This is a genomic window from Lentzea sp. NPDC051208, from assembly GCF_040682435.1.
GTDB classification, from domain to species: Bacteria; Actinomycetota; Actinomycetes; order Mycobacteriales; family Pseudonocardiaceae; genus Lentzea; species Lentzea kristufekii.
Genome location: NZ_JBFBAW010000007.1, coordinates 286,706 through 303,055, shown reverse-complemented (window position 1 = coordinate 303,055; position 16,350 = coordinate 286,706). Strand labels below are relative to the sequence as shown.

General features: G+C 68.4%; 17 protein-coding genes. 10 read left to right on the top strand and 7 right to left on the bottom strand.

Annotated elements, in window-relative coordinates; genetic code table 11:
• The first annotated feature begins 40 nt into the window (after positions 1–40).
• From AB0M48_RS19355 to yhjD, 5 genes are all read left to right on the top strand, one after another.
• Positions 41–1,699 carry a TIGR03767 family metallophosphoesterase gene (locus AB0M48_RS19355; RefSeq protein ID WP_363843531.1) on the top strand — a complete coding sequence of 553 codons (1,659 nt, stop codon included), beginning with the start codon at positions 41–43 and terminating at the stop codon, positions 1,697–1,699.
• A gap of 63 nt (positions 1,700–1,762) precedes the next feature.
• Complete coding sequence (locus AB0M48_RS19350) at positions 1,763–4,285, top strand: bifunctional FO biosynthesis protein CofGH (RefSeq protein ID WP_363843528.1); 2,523 nt, start codon at positions 1,763–1,765, stop codon at positions 4,283–4,285.
• Between the two features lie 123 nt (positions 4,286–4,408).
• Positions 4,409–4,600, top strand: a complete 192-nt coding sequence (locus AB0M48_RS19345) for a hypothetical protein (protein WP_363843525.1) — start codon at positions 4,409–4,411, stop codon at positions 4,598–4,600.
• Positions 4,601–4,627: 27 nt separating this feature from the next.
• A complete protein-coding gene (gene trpS, locus AB0M48_RS19340) occupies positions 4,628–5,653 on the top strand; it encodes a tryptophan--tRNA ligase (RefSeq protein WP_363843522.1) in 1,026 nt (341 codons plus the stop codon).
• Positions 5,654–5,677: 24 nt separating this feature from the next.
• Positions 5,678–6,664, top strand: coding sequence for an inner membrane protein YhjD (gene yhjD, locus AB0M48_RS19335; protein WP_363843519.1), 987 nt, complete (start codon positions 5,678–5,680; stop codon positions 6,662–6,664).
• Positions 6,665–7,297: 633 nt separating this feature from the next.
• On the opposite strand, the gene AB0M48_RS19330 is transcribed toward yhjD, so the two are convergent.
• Positions 7,298–8,563, bottom strand: coding sequence for a D-alanyl-D-alanine carboxypeptidase family protein (locus tag AB0M48_RS19330; protein ID WP_363843516.1), 1,266 nt, complete (start codon positions 8,561–8,563; stop codon positions 7,298–7,300).
• Positions 8,564–8,624: 61 nt separating this feature from the next.
• Between AB0M48_RS19330 and AB0M48_RS19325 the strand changes: the two genes are divergently transcribed.
• Together AB0M48_RS19325 and AB0M48_RS19320 are read left to right on the top strand one after the other, a co-directional pair.
• The gene (locus tag AB0M48_RS19325) at positions 8,625–8,852 is read left to right on the top strand and encodes an SCO4848 family membrane protein (RefSeq protein ID WP_030478462.1); all 228 of its coding nucleotides are present in this window, start codon (positions 8,625–8,627) and stop codon (positions 8,850–8,852) included.
• Positions 8,853–8,861: 9 nt separating this feature from the next.
• A complete protein-coding gene (locus tag AB0M48_RS19320) occupies positions 8,862–9,212 on the top strand; it encodes a hypothetical protein (RefSeq protein ID WP_319985896.1) in 351 nt (116 codons plus the stop codon).
• A 97-nt stretch (positions 9,213–9,309) separates the two neighbouring features.
• Here AB0M48_RS19320 and AB0M48_RS19315 read toward each other — a convergent pair whose 3' ends face one another.
• Together AB0M48_RS19315 and AB0M48_RS19310 are read right to left on the bottom strand one after the other, a co-directional pair.
• On the bottom strand, positions 9,310–9,606 hold the full coding sequence (locus AB0M48_RS19315; RefSeq protein ID WP_363843512.1) for a hypothetical protein: 297 nt from the start codon (positions 9,604–9,606) through the stop codon (positions 9,310–9,312).
• 9 nt (positions 9,607–9,615) lie between these two features.
• Entirely contained in the window at positions 9,616–9,834 is a 219-nt protein-coding gene (locus AB0M48_RS19310; protein WP_363843509.1) for a hypothetical protein, read from the bottom strand.
• Here AB0M48_RS19310 and AB0M48_RS19305 point away from each other — a divergent pair.
• The gene (locus AB0M48_RS19305; protein WP_258946041.1) at positions 9,815–9,973 is read left to right on the top strand and encodes an LPXTG cell wall anchor domain-containing protein; all 159 of its coding nucleotides are present in this window, start codon (positions 9,815–9,817) and stop codon (positions 9,971–9,973) included. The two genes, AB0M48_RS19310 and AB0M48_RS19305, sit on opposite strands and share 20 nt — an antisense overlap.
• Before the next feature lie 40 nt (positions 9,974–10,013).
• Complete coding sequence (locus tag AB0M48_RS19300; RefSeq protein WP_363843506.1) at positions 10,014–10,928, top strand: hypothetical protein; 915 nt, start codon at positions 10,014–10,016, stop codon at positions 10,926–10,928.
• 316 nt (positions 10,929–11,244) lie between these two features.
• Here AB0M48_RS19300 and AB0M48_RS19295 read toward each other — a convergent pair whose 3' ends face one another.
• The 4 genes from AB0M48_RS19295 to sdhC are packed head-to-tail and all read right to left on the bottom strand — an operon-like array spanning position 11,245 to position 14,636.
• Complete coding sequence (locus AB0M48_RS19295; RefSeq protein ID WP_319985892.1) at positions 11,245–12,027, bottom strand: succinate dehydrogenase iron-sulfur subunit; 783 nt, start codon at positions 12,025–12,027, stop codon at positions 11,245–11,247.
• Positions 12,027–13,781, bottom strand: coding sequence for a succinate dehydrogenase flavoprotein subunit (sdhA, locus tag AB0M48_RS19290; RefSeq protein ID WP_319985891.1), 1,755 nt, complete (start codon positions 13,779–13,781; stop codon positions 12,027–12,029). The genes AB0M48_RS19295 and sdhA overlap by 1 nt, the downstream gene beginning before the upstream one ends.
• Before the next feature lie 22 nt (positions 13,782–13,803).
• Positions 13,804–14,217, bottom strand: a complete 414-nt coding sequence (locus tag AB0M48_RS19285; RefSeq protein ID WP_319986034.1) for a succinate dehydrogenase hydrophobic membrane anchor subunit — start codon at positions 14,215–14,217, stop codon at positions 13,804–13,806.
• A complete protein-coding gene (sdhC, locus tag AB0M48_RS19280; protein WP_363843501.1) occupies positions 14,214–14,636 on the bottom strand; it encodes a succinate dehydrogenase, cytochrome b556 subunit in 423 nt (140 codons plus the stop codon). Before sdhC ends, AB0M48_RS19285 begins: the two co-directional genes overlap by 4 nt.
• Before the next feature lie 512 nt (positions 14,637–15,148).
• Here sdhC and AB0M48_RS19275 point away from each other — a divergent pair.
• Positions 15,149–16,282, top strand: a complete 1,134-nt coding sequence (locus AB0M48_RS19275; protein WP_363843985.1) for a BMP family ABC transporter substrate-binding protein — start codon at positions 15,149–15,151, stop codon at positions 16,280–16,282.
• Positions 16,283–16,350 lie beyond the last annotated feature (68 nt).

Here is a 16,350-nt window from a genome sequence, read left to right as displayed (position 1 = left end):
ACATGAACACGATTCACCATCGATGAATCGGGGGCGGCTCATGGCAGGGTTCAACCGGCGTTCTTTCCTCCTGGCGATGGGCATGGGCGCCGCAGGCGTGCCGCTCCTGGACCGCCAAGCGTTTGCGTCGACCGCGGGCACGACGCTGGACGTGACGGCCACGCCGATCGGCACCAGCGGGTACCGCAGGCTCACCGCGGGGCCGGGCTGGCCGACGGTCGTGCGCGGCGACCTCGTCCCAGCCAAGGCGAACCGGGAGGCCAGGCGAAAAGCGCTCACCAGCTTCGTGCAGTTCAGCGACATGCACATCTGTGACGCGCAGAGCCCGCTGCGGTTCGAGTACCTGCACCCGATCATGGGTTCCAGCGCGCACCGGCCGCAGGAGGCGCTGACGACGCAGGGCTCGACGAGCCTCGTGCGCCGGGTCAACGCCGTCAAGAACGGTCCGCTGACCGGCAGGCCCTTCGACTTCCTCATGACGACCGGCGACAACACCGACAACCACGAGCACATCGAGCTCGACTGGTACCTCACGGTCCTCAACGGCGGCCGCATCACGCCGAACACCGGCGACTCGCGGTACGAGGGCGTGCAGAACGCGGGCATCAGCACGTTCTGGCAGCCGGACCTGAGCGGCAGCGACGACTACAAGGCTGCCGGGTTCCCGCAACTCCCGGGTCTGCTCGACGCGGCGGTCCGCGAGTTCACCAGCCCCGGCCTGGACATCCCCTGGTACTCCACGATCGGCAACCACGACGACAGCGTCGTCGGCGCGCTGCCGGACGGGCTGCTCGACAGCTGGTACACCGGCCGCAACAAGATCGTCGGGTTCGGGGACCCCGTGCAGAACGCGAAGGTCGCGCAGGCGTTCAACGACCCCACGGCGATCCCGGAAGCGATGGCCATCCTCGCGAGTGGTGGCGTCGTCCGGACCGTGACGCCGGACAGTCGGCGCAGGCTGTTCAACACCAGTGAGTACGTGCGCAAGCATCTGCCAACGGGCGGACACGGCTACACGGACGCCAACGCGGACGGCGTCGACGTCTTCTACACGTTCCGGATGGCGCCTGGCGTCACCGGCATCAGCATGGACACCACGAACCTCGCAGGGTTCTCCACGGGCTCGATCGGGCTGCATCAGCTCAACTGGATCGAGAGGACCCTCAAGCGCAACAGTTCGCTCTACTACGACTGGCTCGGACTGCCGCAACGGCAGGACGTCACCGACGAGCTGTTCGTGCTCTTCAGCCACCACACGAGCACGACGATGGGCAACGTGCTGCCGGACAAGCGCCGCCCGTTGGACCCGCGCATGAACGGCGACGCGTTGGTCAACCTCCTGCACCGTTTCCCGAACGTGCTGGCGTGGGTCAACGGGCACACGCACCGCAACGTGATCACTCCGCATCGGCACGGCACGCCGTCGCGGAGCTTCTGGGAGATCAACACTGCCGCGCACGTCGACTACCCGCAGCACGCCCGCGTGATCGAGGTGGCGGACAACGGCGACGGCACGTTGTCGCTGTTCACGACGTTGCTCGAAGCGGATGCGCCGTACCGGGCCGACTACGACGACCGCGGCGACGAGGCCCTGGCCAGCCTGTGCCGGGAGATCACCTACAACGACATCCACTCGCGGACGAGCCCGCTCGGCACGCCGCTCGACCGGAACGCGGAACTGCTCGTCGCGGTGCGCTGACAGTGGGATGTCCCACACCCGGTGCGAGGTGGTCAGGAATTTTGGCGGCCTAAGGTCGTTTACGTGGCAGTGGACATCTCGCTAAACCCACCGCAGCCCCGTCCGAGTGCGGCGGCCATGCGGCGTGCGCTGCGCAGGGCCGCCGACGGTGCCGTGCTCGACGCGACGGAAGCCTCCGTGTTGCTGCATGCGCGCGAGGACGACCTCGACGCGTTGCTGACAGCGGCGGGCAAGGTGCGCGACGCGCACCTGCTCGCGGAGGGGCGTGCCGGGATCGTCACGTACAGCCGGTCGGTGTTCATCCCGCTGACGAGGCTGTGCCGGGACCGGTGCCACTACTGCACGTTCGCGACGGTGCCGCACAAGCTGCCCGCCGCGTTCCTCGAACGCGACGAGGTGCTGGCGATCGCCCGCGCCGGCGCCGCACAGGGGTGCAAGGAAGCGCTGTTCACGCTCGGCGACCGCCCGGAGGACCGCTGGCCCGCCGCGAAGGAGTGGCTGGACGCGCGCGGTTACGAGTCCACTTTGGACTACGTGCGGGCCAGCGCCATCGCGGTGCTGGAGGAGACCGGCCTGCTGCCGCACCTCAACCCCGGCGTGCTGAGCTGGGAGGAGCTGACGCGGCTGCGGCCCGTCGCGTCCAGCATGGGCATGATGCTGGAGACCACGGCCGAGCGGCTGTTCAGCGAGAAGGGCGGCCCGCACTACGGCAGCCCCGACAAGGATCCCGCCGTCCGGCTGCGCGTCCTCACCGACGCCGGCCGCGTGAACGTCCCGTTCACCACCGGAATCCTGATCGGCATCGGCGAGACCATCGCCGAGCGCGCCGAGTCGTTGCTCGCGATGCGTCAGATCGCGAAGCAGTACGGGCACATCCAGGAAGTCATCATCCAGAACTTCCGCGCCAAGCCGGACACGGCGATGCGCGGCATGCCCGACGCCGACCTGACGGAGCTCGCGGCGACGATCGCCGTTGCGCGCCTGGTGATGCCGTCGACCGTGAGCGTGCAGGCGCCGCCGAACCTCGTCGGCGGCGAGTTCGGCCTCATGCTGCGCGCGGGCGTCGACGACTGGGGCGGCGTCTCGCCGATCACGCCGGACCACGTGAACCCCGAGAAGCCGTGGCCGCAGGTCGACCAGCTCGCGGAGATCACCCGCGAAGCCGGTTTCTCCTTGCGGGAACGGCTGAACGTCTACCCGCGCTACGTCCGCGCGGCGGCGGGGCAGTGGATCGACACCCGGCTCACCGCGCACGTTTCCGCGCTGGCACTGGAAAACGGCCTTGCGAACCCGGACGCTCCGGTGATCGGCCGCGAGTGGCAGGAGCCGGACGGCGGGCTCGACACGTACGGACGCGCGGACCTCCACACCACGATCGACACCGAAGGTCGCACGAGCGACCGCCGCGGTGACTTCGACGAGGTCTACGGCGACTGGGCCGAGCTGAAGATTCCCGTTGCACCGCAACGGCTCTCCGAAGACGTCCAACGTGGACTGAAGATCGCCGCGAACGACCCGGGCGCGTTGCTCGCCGACACCGAGGCCGCGATGGCGCTGCTGACCGCGGACGGCGACGCGCTGGAGGAGATGACCCGCCTCGCCGACGACCTGCGGCGCGAGGTGGTCGGCGACGACGTCACGTACGTGGTCAACCGGAACATCAACTTCTCCAACGTCTGCTACGTCGGGTGCCGCTTCTGCGCCTTCGCCCAGCGCGAGCGCGACGCGGACGCGTTCCGGCTGTCGGCCGAGGAGGTCGCCGACCGCGCGCAGGAGGCGTGGGACGACGGCGCCACCGAGGTCTGCATGCAGGGCGGCATCGACCCCAAGCTGCCGGTGACCTACTACGCCGACGTCGTGCGCGCGATCAAGAAGCGTCTGCCCCAGATGCACGTCCACGCGTTCAGCCCGATGGAGATCGTCTCCGCCGCGGCCAAGGCGGGCGTGAGCATCCGTGAGTGGCTCACGGAGCTGAAGGAAGCCGGCCTAGACACGATTCCGGGCACGGCGGCCGAGATCCTCGACGACGACGTGCGGTGGGTGCTGACCAAGGGCAAGCTGCCGACCGCGACCTGGCTCGAGGTCGTCGGCACCGCTCATGAGCTGGGCATTCGTTCGTCCTCGACGATGATGTACGGCCACGTGGACCACCCCGGCCACTGGCTCACGCACTTCCGGGTGCTCGCGGACCTGCAGGACCGCACCGGCGGGCTCACCGAGTTCGTCGCGCTGCCGTTCGTGCACCGCAACTCCCCGATCTACCTGGCCGGAGTCGCCCGTCCCGGCCCGTCCCGCCGCGACAACCGGGCCGTGCACGCGTTCGCACGGTTGGCGCTGCACGGACGCGTCGACAACATCCAGTGCTCCTGGGTGAAGCTGGGCGACGAGGGCACCGCGGAGATCCTCAACGGCGGCGCGAACGACATCGGCGGCACGTTGATGGAGGAGACCATCAGCCGCATGGCGGGATCCGAACACGGGTCGGCGCGCACTGTGAGTGAGCTTCAGACGCTGGCTTCACTAGCAGGGCGTAACGCCCGTCAGCGGACTACGACATATGGGCGAGTGCGATCCGATCATCCATGACCGATAGTCTGATTCGGCGCATAGACGCTACCGGGCATCGGTAGCTTGGCGGCCAATCAGTCAGCGAGGTTCACCCGTTCCGGGGTGAGCCTGTGCCTTGGGGAGGCTCGGCAAGTGCACGGCATGAGTCTGGTTCTGAGCGCGGCGGTCGAGGGCAGCATGACCGGTACCGCTGCTGGTCCTGTGGGGCTGATCGCGGTCACCGCGGGCGTGGGCGGTCTGGTGTACGGCCTGGTGAAGCGGCGCAAGCCGGCTCCCGTCGTGGCGGCCAACCAGCGCATCGACCTGGTCCAGCAGGACACCGCGCACAACTGATCCACCTGGTCTGAGAAGATTTCGTCCGTGTCCACGGAGAACGCGCCTGCAGAGCCCGTAAAGCGTCCCCGCGTCCTGTCCGGCATCCAGCCGACGGCCGGGTCGTTCCACCTCGGGAACTACCTGGGCGCGGTGCGGCAGTGGGTGGCGCTGCAGGAAGCGCACGACGCGTTCTACTGCGTCGTCGACCTGCACGCGATCACCGTGGAGCAGAACCCGAAGGAACTGCGCCAGAACACGCGCGTCTCCGCCGCGCAGCTGCTCGCGCTGGGCATCGACCCGGATCGGGCGACGCTGTTCGTGCAGTCGCACGTCCCGGAGCACGCCCAGCTCGGCTGGATCATGCAGTGCATGACCGGCTTCGGCGAGGCGTCGCGGATGACGCAGTTCAAGGACAAGTCCGCGCGCCAGGAGCAGTCCGTCGGCGTGGGCCTGTTCACGTACCCGATCCTGCAGGCCGCGGACATCCTGCTGTACCAGGCGCACTACGTGCCGGTCGGTGAGGACCAGCGCCAGCACCTGGAGCTGACGCGCGACCTCGCGACGCGCTTCAACTCGCGCTACGGCAAGACGTTCCGGCTGCCCGAGGCGTACATCGTCAAGGACACGGCCAAGATCTTCGACCTGCAGGACCCGACGGCGAAGATGAGCAAGTCGGTGCCCGGCGGCGTCGTCGAGCTGCTGGAGGACCCGAAGCGCTCGGCCAAGAAGATCCGTTCCGCGGTGACCGACACGGGCCGCGAGATCGTCTTCGACGTCGAGAACAAGCCGGGCGTCTCGAACCTGCTGACGATCTACTCGGCCCTGACCGGCCGCACGGTCGAGTCGCTGGTGCTCGACTACGAGGGCAAGGGCTACGGCGACCTGAAGAAGGACCTCGGCGAGGTCTTCACCGAGTGGGTCACGCCGGTGCAGGAACGCGTCAGCATGTACCTCGACGACGTGGCGTCTCTGGACAAGATCCTGGCCCGCGGTGCCGAGCGCGCGCGTGACGTCGCTGCCGTCACACTGCGCCGTACGTACGAGAAGATCGGCTTTGTTCTGCCTGAGTAGTGCACTTGCACTAGCGTTTTGCGCGTGGACAAGTGGCGGCGGAAGTACGCGTGGTTCGACCACATCATGCGAGCGTATGAGCGCTTCACCGAGAGGTACGGCACGCACTACGCCGCCGCGGTGACGTACTTCAGCGTGCTGTCGCTCGTGCCGATCCTGATGATCGGGTTCGCGGTCGCCGGTTTCGTGCTGCAGTCGCAGCCGGACCTGCTGGCCGAACTGCGCGCGGCCATCGCCGAGGCGGTGCCGGACAAGCAGCTGAGCGAGCAGATCAACGAGGCGGTGAACACCGCCCTGGAGTCCAAGGGCACGGTCGGCATCATCGGTCTGCTCGGCGCCGCGTACTCCGGCCTCGGCTGGATGGGCAACCTCCGCGACGCCCTGACCGCGCAGTGGGGCCACGCCAAGGAGAACCTGCCGTTCTTCGGCACGCTCTGGCGCGACCTGCTGGCGTTGGTCGGCCTGGGCCTCGCGATCGTGCTGTCGTTCGGCATCACGGCGCTCGGCACCGGCTTCGCGGAGCAGGTCCTCGAGTGGCTGGGCTTGGAGAACGCCGGCTGGGCGCACGTCCTGCTGCGCATCGGCACGATCGTCCTGTCGCTGCTCGCGAACTGGATGGTGTTCCTGTGGGTGCTCGCGCGGCTGCCGCGCAAACCCGTGGGCCTGCGTTCGGCACTGCGCGGGGCGTTCGCGGCCGCGATCGGGTTCGAGGTGCTGAAGCAGGCCGCCACGATCTTCCTGTCTTTCACGACGAAGTCGCCGACCTCGGCCGCGTTCGGGTCGGTGATCGGTGTGCTGTTGTTCGCGAACCTCGTGGCGCAGTTCATCCTGTTCATCACGGCCTGGACGGCCACGGCCAAGGAGAACCGCGAGCCGGAGGTCGTCAAGCCGCCGCCGCCCGCGGTGATCTCGCCCGTGGTGGAGATGCGGTCCGGGCCTTCGCCGTCGCTGATGCTGGGTGCCGGCGCGGTGGTCGGGGCGGTGCTCGGGCTGCGGTGGCGCCGCCGCTGACGGCCTGAGCTCGGTGCGGCAGTGGCCGGAGCGCGGCTCCCGCACGGCGTGGATGGGGTTTTGCGGGGCGTGCGTGACACGGCCGCTGAGAGGGTCGTGCGCGCACGGGCCTTCACGAACGGTGTCGGGACATCGCGTTCCTGGAAGCGATGCGCGCACGGCCTGCGAGATGGCCTGAGTGTTCGCGGGGACGCCGCGGCGATGGCGCCCTTGCCCCGCACGGCCCTGCCCCCGCACGGCCCGGCCCCCGCACGGCCCTGCCCCGAACAGCCCGCCCGCACAGCCCCGCACCGCACAGCCCCGCACCGCACAGCCCCGCACCGCACAGCCCCGCATCGCCCCGCACAGCCCCGCACCGCACAGCCCCGAGGCCGCACGGCTGTGACGCCACACGGCTGTGACGCCGCACGGCGCGTGCGCGTCTCCGTGCGGTGCCTGCCTGGCGCGCGGAGACCGAGAGGTCACGTGCCCACGGTCCCCAATGTGGAAACAGCCGTAGCGCGCCACACGCGCAAGCCAGCCGCCACGAGCCGTGCCTGCCGCACGGCGCCCCTGAGAGCTACGCGCGCACCCGGCGCACAAAACGAGAACGGCCCCAGCGCGGGGTGCGCTGGGGCCGTCGTCCTTGGTGCCTCAGACGCCCTGTGCCGCCTGCGCGGCCTGCCGGCGGGCCCTGGCCGCCTTGGCGCGCTTGCTGCGGATGAAGAGCACGAGACCGGCCAGCAGGCCGATGCCCGCCGCGGCCGTGATCGGGAGGCCGACGGTGCCGAACGCGGTGGGCGTGGGGCGGCCCGTGCGCGAGTCGACGGCGGCTGCGTCGTCCTGGGTGTCGGTGCTCTGCGTGGGAACCACGTTCTGCTTCGGCTGCGGGGCGCCGTCGACGAGCTTGCCCACGCCGCCGGGGCCCATGGCGAAGCCGTAGTCGAGCAGCTTTGCGGCCTGGGCGTCGATGCGCGTGGGCGTCTGCTGGCCGCGCAGCAGCACGACGACGAGGCGGCGGCCGTTGCGTTCCGCGGCGCCCACGTAGGTGTGCTGCGAGTCGTCGGTGAAGCCGGTCTTGCCGCCTAGCGCGCCCTGGTAGTTCTGCAGCAGGCGGTTGTCGTTCTGCAGCATGATCGTGCCGCCGTTGCGGCCTGGGAACTGCGACTGCTGCAGCTTGATGGCCTGCGCGAACTCGTCGTACTTCATCGCGCCGCGGAAGATCAGGCCGACGTCGTAGGCCGAGGTGCTGGTGCCGGGGGCGTCGAGGCCGGACGGGGTCACGGCGCGGGTGTCGAGGGCGCCGAGCTCCTTGGCCATCGCGTTCATCTTGCGCAGGGCGTTCGGCACGCCGCCGAGCTGACGGGCCAGCGTGTGCGCCACGTCGTTGCCCGAGGTGAGCAGCAGGCCGTGCAGCAGCTGGCGGACGGTGTACTGGCCGCCGTCCTTCAGGCCGACGCAGGTGCACTCCTGCTTGGTGTCCTCGGCGCTGGCGGTGACGACGAGGTCGCCACGCAGTTCCTTGGCGACGACCATCGCGAGCAGCACCTTGATGACGCTGGCGGGGCGCTGACGGCCGTGCGGGTCGTACGCGGCGATGACGGCGCCGCTGTCCATGTCCGCGAGCAGCCACGAGGCCGCGGTGATGCCGCTGGGCGGTTGCGCCGAGTTCGGCGGCAGGATCAGGCCGCACTCGCCGAGCCGGTCACCGCCGACGGGCTTGTCCGGCACCTCGAGCGGCGTCGGGGCCTTCTGGCCCGGCGCCGGCTGCTCGGACGTGTCCACCGGTGGCGGCGGGGTCTCGCGGTTCGCACACTGTGCCGAGCCGACGGCCTGTTGTGCGGTGCCGGTCGGTGCGGCGAACGCGGCTGTGGCCGTTGCTAGGACCAGGGCGACGATGAGCCGTTTTGGGAAGGGCACACGTTCAGGCTATCCACCCCCGTTTAGCCGCTTGCACGCACCACGTCTGATACTGGTGAACGTGAAGCTCTCGCGCCCGATGTCACTCTTCCTGGTGGCTTTCGGAGTGTGGTCGTGGGTGATCTGGCCCACGTTCCTGAAGAACATCTGGAAGGACCCACGTTCGTTTAGCGACGGACCTACCGCCTTCTTCACGGTGCACCTGGTGCTCGTGATCGCCTCGCTCGTGTTCGGCACCGTCATCGGCGTGCTGGGCGTGCGGGGTTTTCTGGCCACTCGACGTCGATAGGGAAAAGCTGTGGAGTTCGTACGCCTGCTGCTGGTGTTCCTGCACCTGCTCGGCATGGGCATGCTGGTCGCGATGATCCTTCTGCAGGCCAAGGCCGGCAAGGACGCGCCGGTCAACAAGGGCTGGCTGCACGGCGCGGCCTTGCAGCTGCTCACCGGTGTCGCGCTGGTCGGCATCGACCCGCTGGTCGACGCGGTGAAGTACGACCACATCAAGATCGGCGTCAAGCTGCTGGTCGTCGTGGCCATCGCCGTCGTCGTGGCGATCAACGTCAACAAGCCGAAGGCCCCGTCCTGGCTGCTGCCGACGGCCGCTTCGCTGGTCGTGCTGAACGTGGGCGTCGCGGTCTTCTGGACCTGATCGGGCGATGTCGCCTGCACTGCCGGGTGACGTGGTGGTGCTTTTCGCGCCGGGTGTTGTACCTGCGCGCAACCATCCGTGGCATGTCACGTATCGCCTATATCGGTGTGCTCGCCGCCGGGGCAGTGTTGACGGTCGTCTCACTGCACGGTGCCGCCCCGGAGGCCTCGGCCTCCGGGGATGGCCAGGTGTGCGCCGCTGCGTGGTGCCCGAAGGAACGTCCGGGATGGCGTGCGCCGTCGCCGAGAGGTGAAGAGCCTCCGACGTCGTCCACGACCACCCCGACGACCACCACCACCCCGTGCACGACGACCCCGACCACCACGACGACGTCACCGGTGACCACCACCACGACCGAGTCCACGACCACGACCACCTCGCCGTCGACCTCCACGACGACGGACTACACGACCACGATCACCTCGCCGTCGACCACCACGACGACGGACTCCACGACCACCACGACCGACACGACGCCGAGTTCGACCTCGTCGACGCCGTCGTCCTCGACCACGACGACGACCGGTGCCACGACCACCACCACGTCGGGTACGACGACTCCTCCGGTGACCACCAGCACCACGCCGCACATCACGACTCCGGTGACCACCACCTCGGTCACGCCAGTGGTCCACCAGGACAACCGCCTGGCCAACACCGGTGCCTCGACCACGTGGATGCTGCTGCTCGGCGTCCTGCTCCTGGTCGGCGGCACGGCTCTGATGCTGCTCGACCGCGCCAGGCGACTCACCCGGCGCTGACCGCCCGAAAACTGTCGGTGCTCCTCGTCACACTGATGACGTGCGAATCGAACACCTGCGCGAACGCAGCGATCTCGGCGTCATCAGTGCCGGCACCCTGAAGTCACTGGGTGTCGCGAACCCGTGGCCGAGGTGCGCCTCGGGCGGGCCGTGGCAGCGCATGTACCCAGGTGTCGTGCTGCTGCACAACGGCCCGCCCACCCCGGACCAACAGCTGACCGCGGCCCTCCTGCGAGCGGGCCCAGGCGCCGTGGTCACCGGGGCGGAGGCCTGCCGCCGGCACGGCCTGCCCGCCCGCGCCCAGGAAATCCACCTGCTGGTGCCAAACACGGCACGAGGCACCGGCACGCTAGTCCTGGAACGAACCTCACCCGTACCCGCCAGCTCCGACGTGGGCGGCTTCCCGGTGGTGTCCGCGGCCAGAGCCGTCGTAGACGCCTGCCGCTTCATGCGCTCCGCAGACGAGGCCACCGCCCTGATCGCCGCCGCCATCCAGCGAGGCCGCTGCACCCCCGCAGACCTCCAGGCCGAGGCCCGCACCAACCGCTTCGGCACGAAGCTCGTCAGAACAGTCCTCAAAGACCTCGGCCGTGCGGAATCGGTGGCGGAACGAGACGCCCACCGCCTCTCCCGCAATATCCGCCTCACCACACCGCACTGGAACACCACGATCGCCGGCCCCGACGGCATCATCATCGCCAGACCCGACGCCTGGTACGACGACGTGGGCCTGGCCTGGGAGATCGACTCCCGCGCGTTCCACTACGGCCCGCGCGACTACGAACGCACCCTCGCCCGCAACAGCCGCTACGCGGCAGCGGGAATCCTCGTGGTGCAGACCCTGCCGACCCGCCTGCGAGACCACCCCGACGCGGTGGAGCGCGAACTCAAAGCAGCACGTCGAGCGGCCGCCGCCAGACCACGCCCACCGGTGCACGTCGTGGAGGTGACCTGAACAACCACCCTCGCAAGGCGACGGCCAGCAAGGCAGGCGACCCCTCCGCTGGAACCGGCGCCAGCCACCGCAACCAGACCCGCGCGGTGCCACCAGGCGCCCACCCTCCGAAGGTGACCACGTACGAGTCCTGGCGTGGCGATGCGAGGCGAGCCGTCTGAACTTCAACGCTCTGGGGAGCGGTGCGCGACCCACCCCGCTGGAACGCGACGAACGCAAGCAAGCCGATTGGACCCGCGCACGCTGAACCGACCACCCCGGAAACGACGAAACGCCGCGCCCCCAACGGGAACGCGGCGCCTCAACCTCAAAAACCTCAGACGCGCTTGAACAGCAGCGCCCGCTTGACTTCCTGGATCGCCTTGGTCACCTGAATGCCGCGAGGACAAGCGTCGGTGCAGTTGAAGGTGGTCCGGCACCGCCACACGCCGTCGATGTCGTTGAGGATGTCGAGCCGCTCCTCAGCGCCCTCGTCACGCGAGTCGAAGATGAACCGGTGCGCGTTCACGATCGCCGCCGGGCCGAAGTACGAGCCCTCGGTCCAGTAGACCGGGCAGGAGGTGGTGCAGCAGGCGCACAGGATGCACTTCGTCGTGTCGTCGAACCGTTCGCGGTCGGCGGCGGACTGGATGCGCTCGCGCGTCGGCTCGTTGCCGTAGGTCACGAGGTACGGCTTGACCGCGCGGAACGCCTCGAAGAAGGGCTCCATGTCGACCAGCAGGTCCTTGTGCACCGGCAGGCCCTTGATGGGCTCGATGGTGATCGTGGTGTGCTTGTCGCCCTTTTCGAGCAGGTCCTTCAGCAGCACCTTGCACGCCAGGCGGTTCACGCCGTTGATGCGCATGGCGTCCGAGCCGCAGATGCCGTGTGCGCAGGAACGCCGGAAGGTCAGCGTGCCGTCGACGTACCACTTGATGTGGTGCAGCAGGTTGAGCACGCGGTCCGACGGGAGCGCCGGGATGTCGAAGGCGTCCCAGCGCGGCTCGTCGTCGATCTCCGGGTTGAACCGGCGGATCTTGACGGTGACCGTGACAGCGCCGTCCGGAACGGGCGGCTGGGAGCCGCGCGAGCCTGCAGTGGTTTCAGCGGTGGCGGTCATCAGTACTTGCGCTCCATCGGCTTGTACCGGGTAAAGGTCACGGGCTTGTAGTCCATGCGGATGTCGGCCGAGAGACCGTCGCCCTGCTTGTAGAACATGCTGTGGCGCATGAAGTTCGTGTCGTCGCGGTTCGGGTAGTCCTCGCGGGCGTGACCGCCGCGGGACTCCTTGCGCGCGAGCGCACCGTGCACGAGGACCTCGGCCAGCTCCAGCAGGAAGCCGAGCTCGACGGCCTCCAGCAGGTCGGTGTTGAAGCGCTTGCCCTTGTCCTGGACGGAGATGTGGGCGTAGCGCTCCTTGAGGGCCTGCACGTCGTGCAGCGCCGTCTTCAGCGTGTCCTCGGTGCGGTACACGGACGCGTTGGCGTCCATGGTGGCCTGCAGCTCGGTGCGGATGTCCGCCACGCGCTCCTGGCCGTGCTCCGACAACGCCAGCGCGACCTGGGCCTCGACGGCGGCCGCCGGGTTCTCCGGCAGGTCGACGTGCGACTCGCGCGACAGCGCGTACTCCGCGGCGGCGATGCCCGCGCGGCGGCCGAAGACGTTGATGTCCAGCAGCGAGTTCGTGCCGAGGCGGTTCGCGCCGTGCACGGAGACGCAGGCGCACTCACCCGCGGCGTACAGGCCGGGAACGACGTTGTCGTTGTCCCGCAGCACTTCGCCGTGGATGTTCGTCGGGATGCCACCCATCGCGTAGTGCGCGGTCGGGTACACCGGGACGGGCTCGACGACCGGGTCGACCGCGAGGTAGGTGCGGGCGAACTCGGTGATGTCCGGCAGCTTCGTCTCCAGCACCTCGGCACCGAGGTGCGTGCAGTCGAGCAGCACGTAGTCCTTGTTCGGGCCGGCACCGCGGCCTTCGAGCACCTCGAGGGCCATCGAACGGGCCACGATGTCGCGCGGCGCCAGGTCCTTGATGGTCGGGGCGTAGCGCTCCATGAACCGCTCACCCGAGGCGTTGCGCAGGATCGCGCCCTCGCCTCGCGCACCCTCGGTCAGCAGGATGCCGAGACCGGCGAGGCCGGTCGGGTGGAACTGGTAGAACTCCATGTCCTCCAGGGGCAGGCCCTTGCGGAAGACGATGCCCATGCCGTCGCCGGTCAGCGTGTGGGCGTTCGACGTGGTCTTGAAGACCTTGCCGAAACCACCGGTCGCGAACACGACGGACTTGGCCTGGAAGACGTGGATCTCGCCGGTCGCGAGCTCGTAGGCGACGGCGCCGGTGCAGACCGGGCCGTTCTCCGTCTCGGTCAGGCAGATGTCGAGCACGTAGAACTCGTTGAAGAACTCGATGCCGTGCTTGACGCAGTTCTGGTAGAGCGTCTGCAGGATCATGTGGCCGGTGCGGTCCGCGGCGTAGCAGGCGCGGCGCACGGCGGCTTCACCGTGGTTGCGCGTGTGGCCGCCGAACCGGCGCTGGTCGATCTTGCCCTCGGGCGTGCGGTTGAACGGCAGGCCCATCTTCTCGAGGTCGAGAACGGCGTCGATCGCCTCCTTCGCCATGATCTCGGCGGCGTCCTGGTCGACCAGGTAGTCGCCGCCCTTGATCGTGTCGAAGGTGTGCCACTCCCAGTTGTCCTCCTCGACGTTGGCCAGGGCGGCGCACATGCCGCCCTGGGCCGCGCCGGTGTGCGAACGCGTGGGGTAGAGCTTGGTGAGCACCGCGGTGCGGGCGCGCTGGCCGGACTCGATCGCCGCGCGCATTCCGGCACCACCAGCGCCGATGATGACTACGTCGTACTTGTGGAACTGCATTGTGGTGGGCTCCCCGCGCGGGTCAGTTCGAGATGTTCGGGTCGAAGGTGAAGATCACGAACGTGCCGAGCGAGATGATCAGGACCATCGACACGTAGAGCAGCATCTTCAACCAGAACCGGGTGGCGTCCTTGCGGGCGTAGTCGTTGATGATCGTCCGGACGCCGTTGCCACCGTGGATCTGCGCGAGCCAGAGCATCGCGAGGTCCCAGAACTGCCAGAACGGCGATGCCCACCGGCCGGCCACGAAGCCGAAGTTGATGCGGTGGATGCCGCCGTCGAGGATGTTCATGATGAACAGGTGGCCCAGCACCAGGATCACGAGCAGCAGCCCGGACAGGCGCATGAACAGCCAGCTGTAGAGCTCGCCGTTGCTGCGGCGGGCCGCGGGGCGGCGCGGCGAGCGGGGCTTGTCGAGTGCGAGCGACATGGTCAGTGGCCCCCAACCAGCTCGGAGATCGTGCGCACCAGCATGAAGTAGGCGCCGGGGATCATCACGGCGATCCACACGCCGAGCACGGCCCAGAGCATGGCGCGCTGGTACTTGGCGCCCTTCTCCCAGAAGTCCACGAGCATGACCCGGATGCCGTTGAGCGCGTGGTAGAGAACCGCGCCGACCAGACCGACCTCGAAGAGGTTGACGATCGGGTTCTTGTAGGTCTCGATCACCGCGTCGTACGCGTTCGGGGACACCCGCACGAGGGCGGTGTCGAGCACGTGGGTGAAGAGGAAGAAGAACGTGAGGACACCGGTGATCCGATGGGCGACCCAGGACCACATGCCCAGATCACCGCGGTAGAGCGTCCCACCCCCTCGGGTGGTGCCCGACCGCTCGGGTGCGCCTGCGCTGGTCATGCGCCGCGACCTCCAACGTCAGTGGTGGTGGGTCGGCAACAGTTCTTCCCGACCATGACCGGAAAATCCTAGTCCCGCACGTTGGAACCAACCCAGCAGGCGCACCCGCTCTGTGATCGATGAGACACGCTGTCGATCGGCCAAGCGGTCTTAATCGATCCCGAAATGCGGTCCACGCCACATTCGGAGTCACGCGGGGCGCCTTCGTACTGCATGTCGGTACGGGAGGGCCCCGCGTGCCGGAAAGGACGGCGGGGCGGACTTGGCGAGCGGGACTGGGCCGTTCGGGGGAAGATCGAGGTGGCGAAGCGGTCGAAGGCGACTTTTAGCAACGCCTTGAACACGATTGATCACCACTCGTGCGGCCAAAGCGTCGAATGCGTAACCGATAGGGGTCTTTGTAGGTGCTGGCGGCAACGGGGTTGGTTACTAAGAGGTACGGTGCCGCGTCTAGGACCCAACAACGTCGTTGGGGAGGAACCTCAGGGAGGAGACGAGCCGTGCGTCGTCGTATGCGTGGTGTCGCGGTCGCCGCGATCGCGTTGACCAGCGTGATGACTATGGCCGCCTGCGCGAAGGACTCGGGTGGCGGGAGCAACAACGCGGGTACCGGTACTGGTGCCGCCTGCGAGTTCGCCGAGGCCCCGACCGCGCCTGCTACCTCGAACACCAGCGCCGCCAACGGTGACAAGGTGGACGCGAGTGCGCTGAAGATCGGTCTTGCCTACGACATCGGTGGCCGTGGCGATGCGTCGTTCAACGACTCCGCCGCCGCCGGTATGGACAAGGCCATCGCGGACATGGGCGTGAAGAAGGAGAACACGCGCGAGCTCTCCGCCGCTCCGAACGAGGACGAGGCCGCCAAGCAGACCCGTCTGCGCCAGCTGGCCTCCGAGGGCTTCAACCCGATCATCGGTGTCGGCTTCGCCTACGCCGAGTCGATGAAGCTCGTCGCCGCGGAGTTCCCGAACGTCAAGTTCGGCCTGGTCGACTCGGCCGTCGAGGGTGCCGCCAACGTCACGCCGCTGCTGTTCGCCGAGCAGGAGGGCTCCTTCCTGGCCGGCGTCATCGCCGCGTACCAGAGCAAGAAGTGCCACGTGGGCTTCGTCGGCGGCGTCGAGATCCCGCTGATCCAGAAGTTCGAGGCCGGCTACTTCCAGGGTGCCAAGGCCGCCGCGCCGAAGATCCAGCTCGAGAAGAAGTACATCACGCCGGCCGGTGACTTCACGGGCTTCCAGGACGCCCCGAAGGGCCAGGAAGCCGCGAAGGGCCAGATCGACAAGGGCGCCGACGTCATCTACCAGGCCGCCGGTGCCTCCGGTAAGGGCATCTTCTCGGCCGCCAAGCAGGCCGGCGTGCTGGCCATCGGCGTCGACTCCGACCAGTACAACCAGGCGACCGTCGCCGACACCAAGGACGTCATCGTGTCGTCGATGCTCAAGCGCGTCGACGTCGCGGTCTACGACTTCGTCAAGGCCGTCGCCAAGAACGACCTCGCCTCGCTGCCGAAGGTCTTCGACCTGAAGGTGAACGGTGTCGGCTACTCCACGTCGGGTGGCAAGATCGACGCGAAGCTGCAGGGAATCCTCGAGGGCTACAAGGCCCAGATCATCGAGGGCAAGATCAAGGTCGCGGACAAGCCGTAGTCCGAAAGCCGCACGCACACCGGGCCCTGTGAGGATTTCGCCCTCACAGGGCCTGGTGCGTGGTAGGA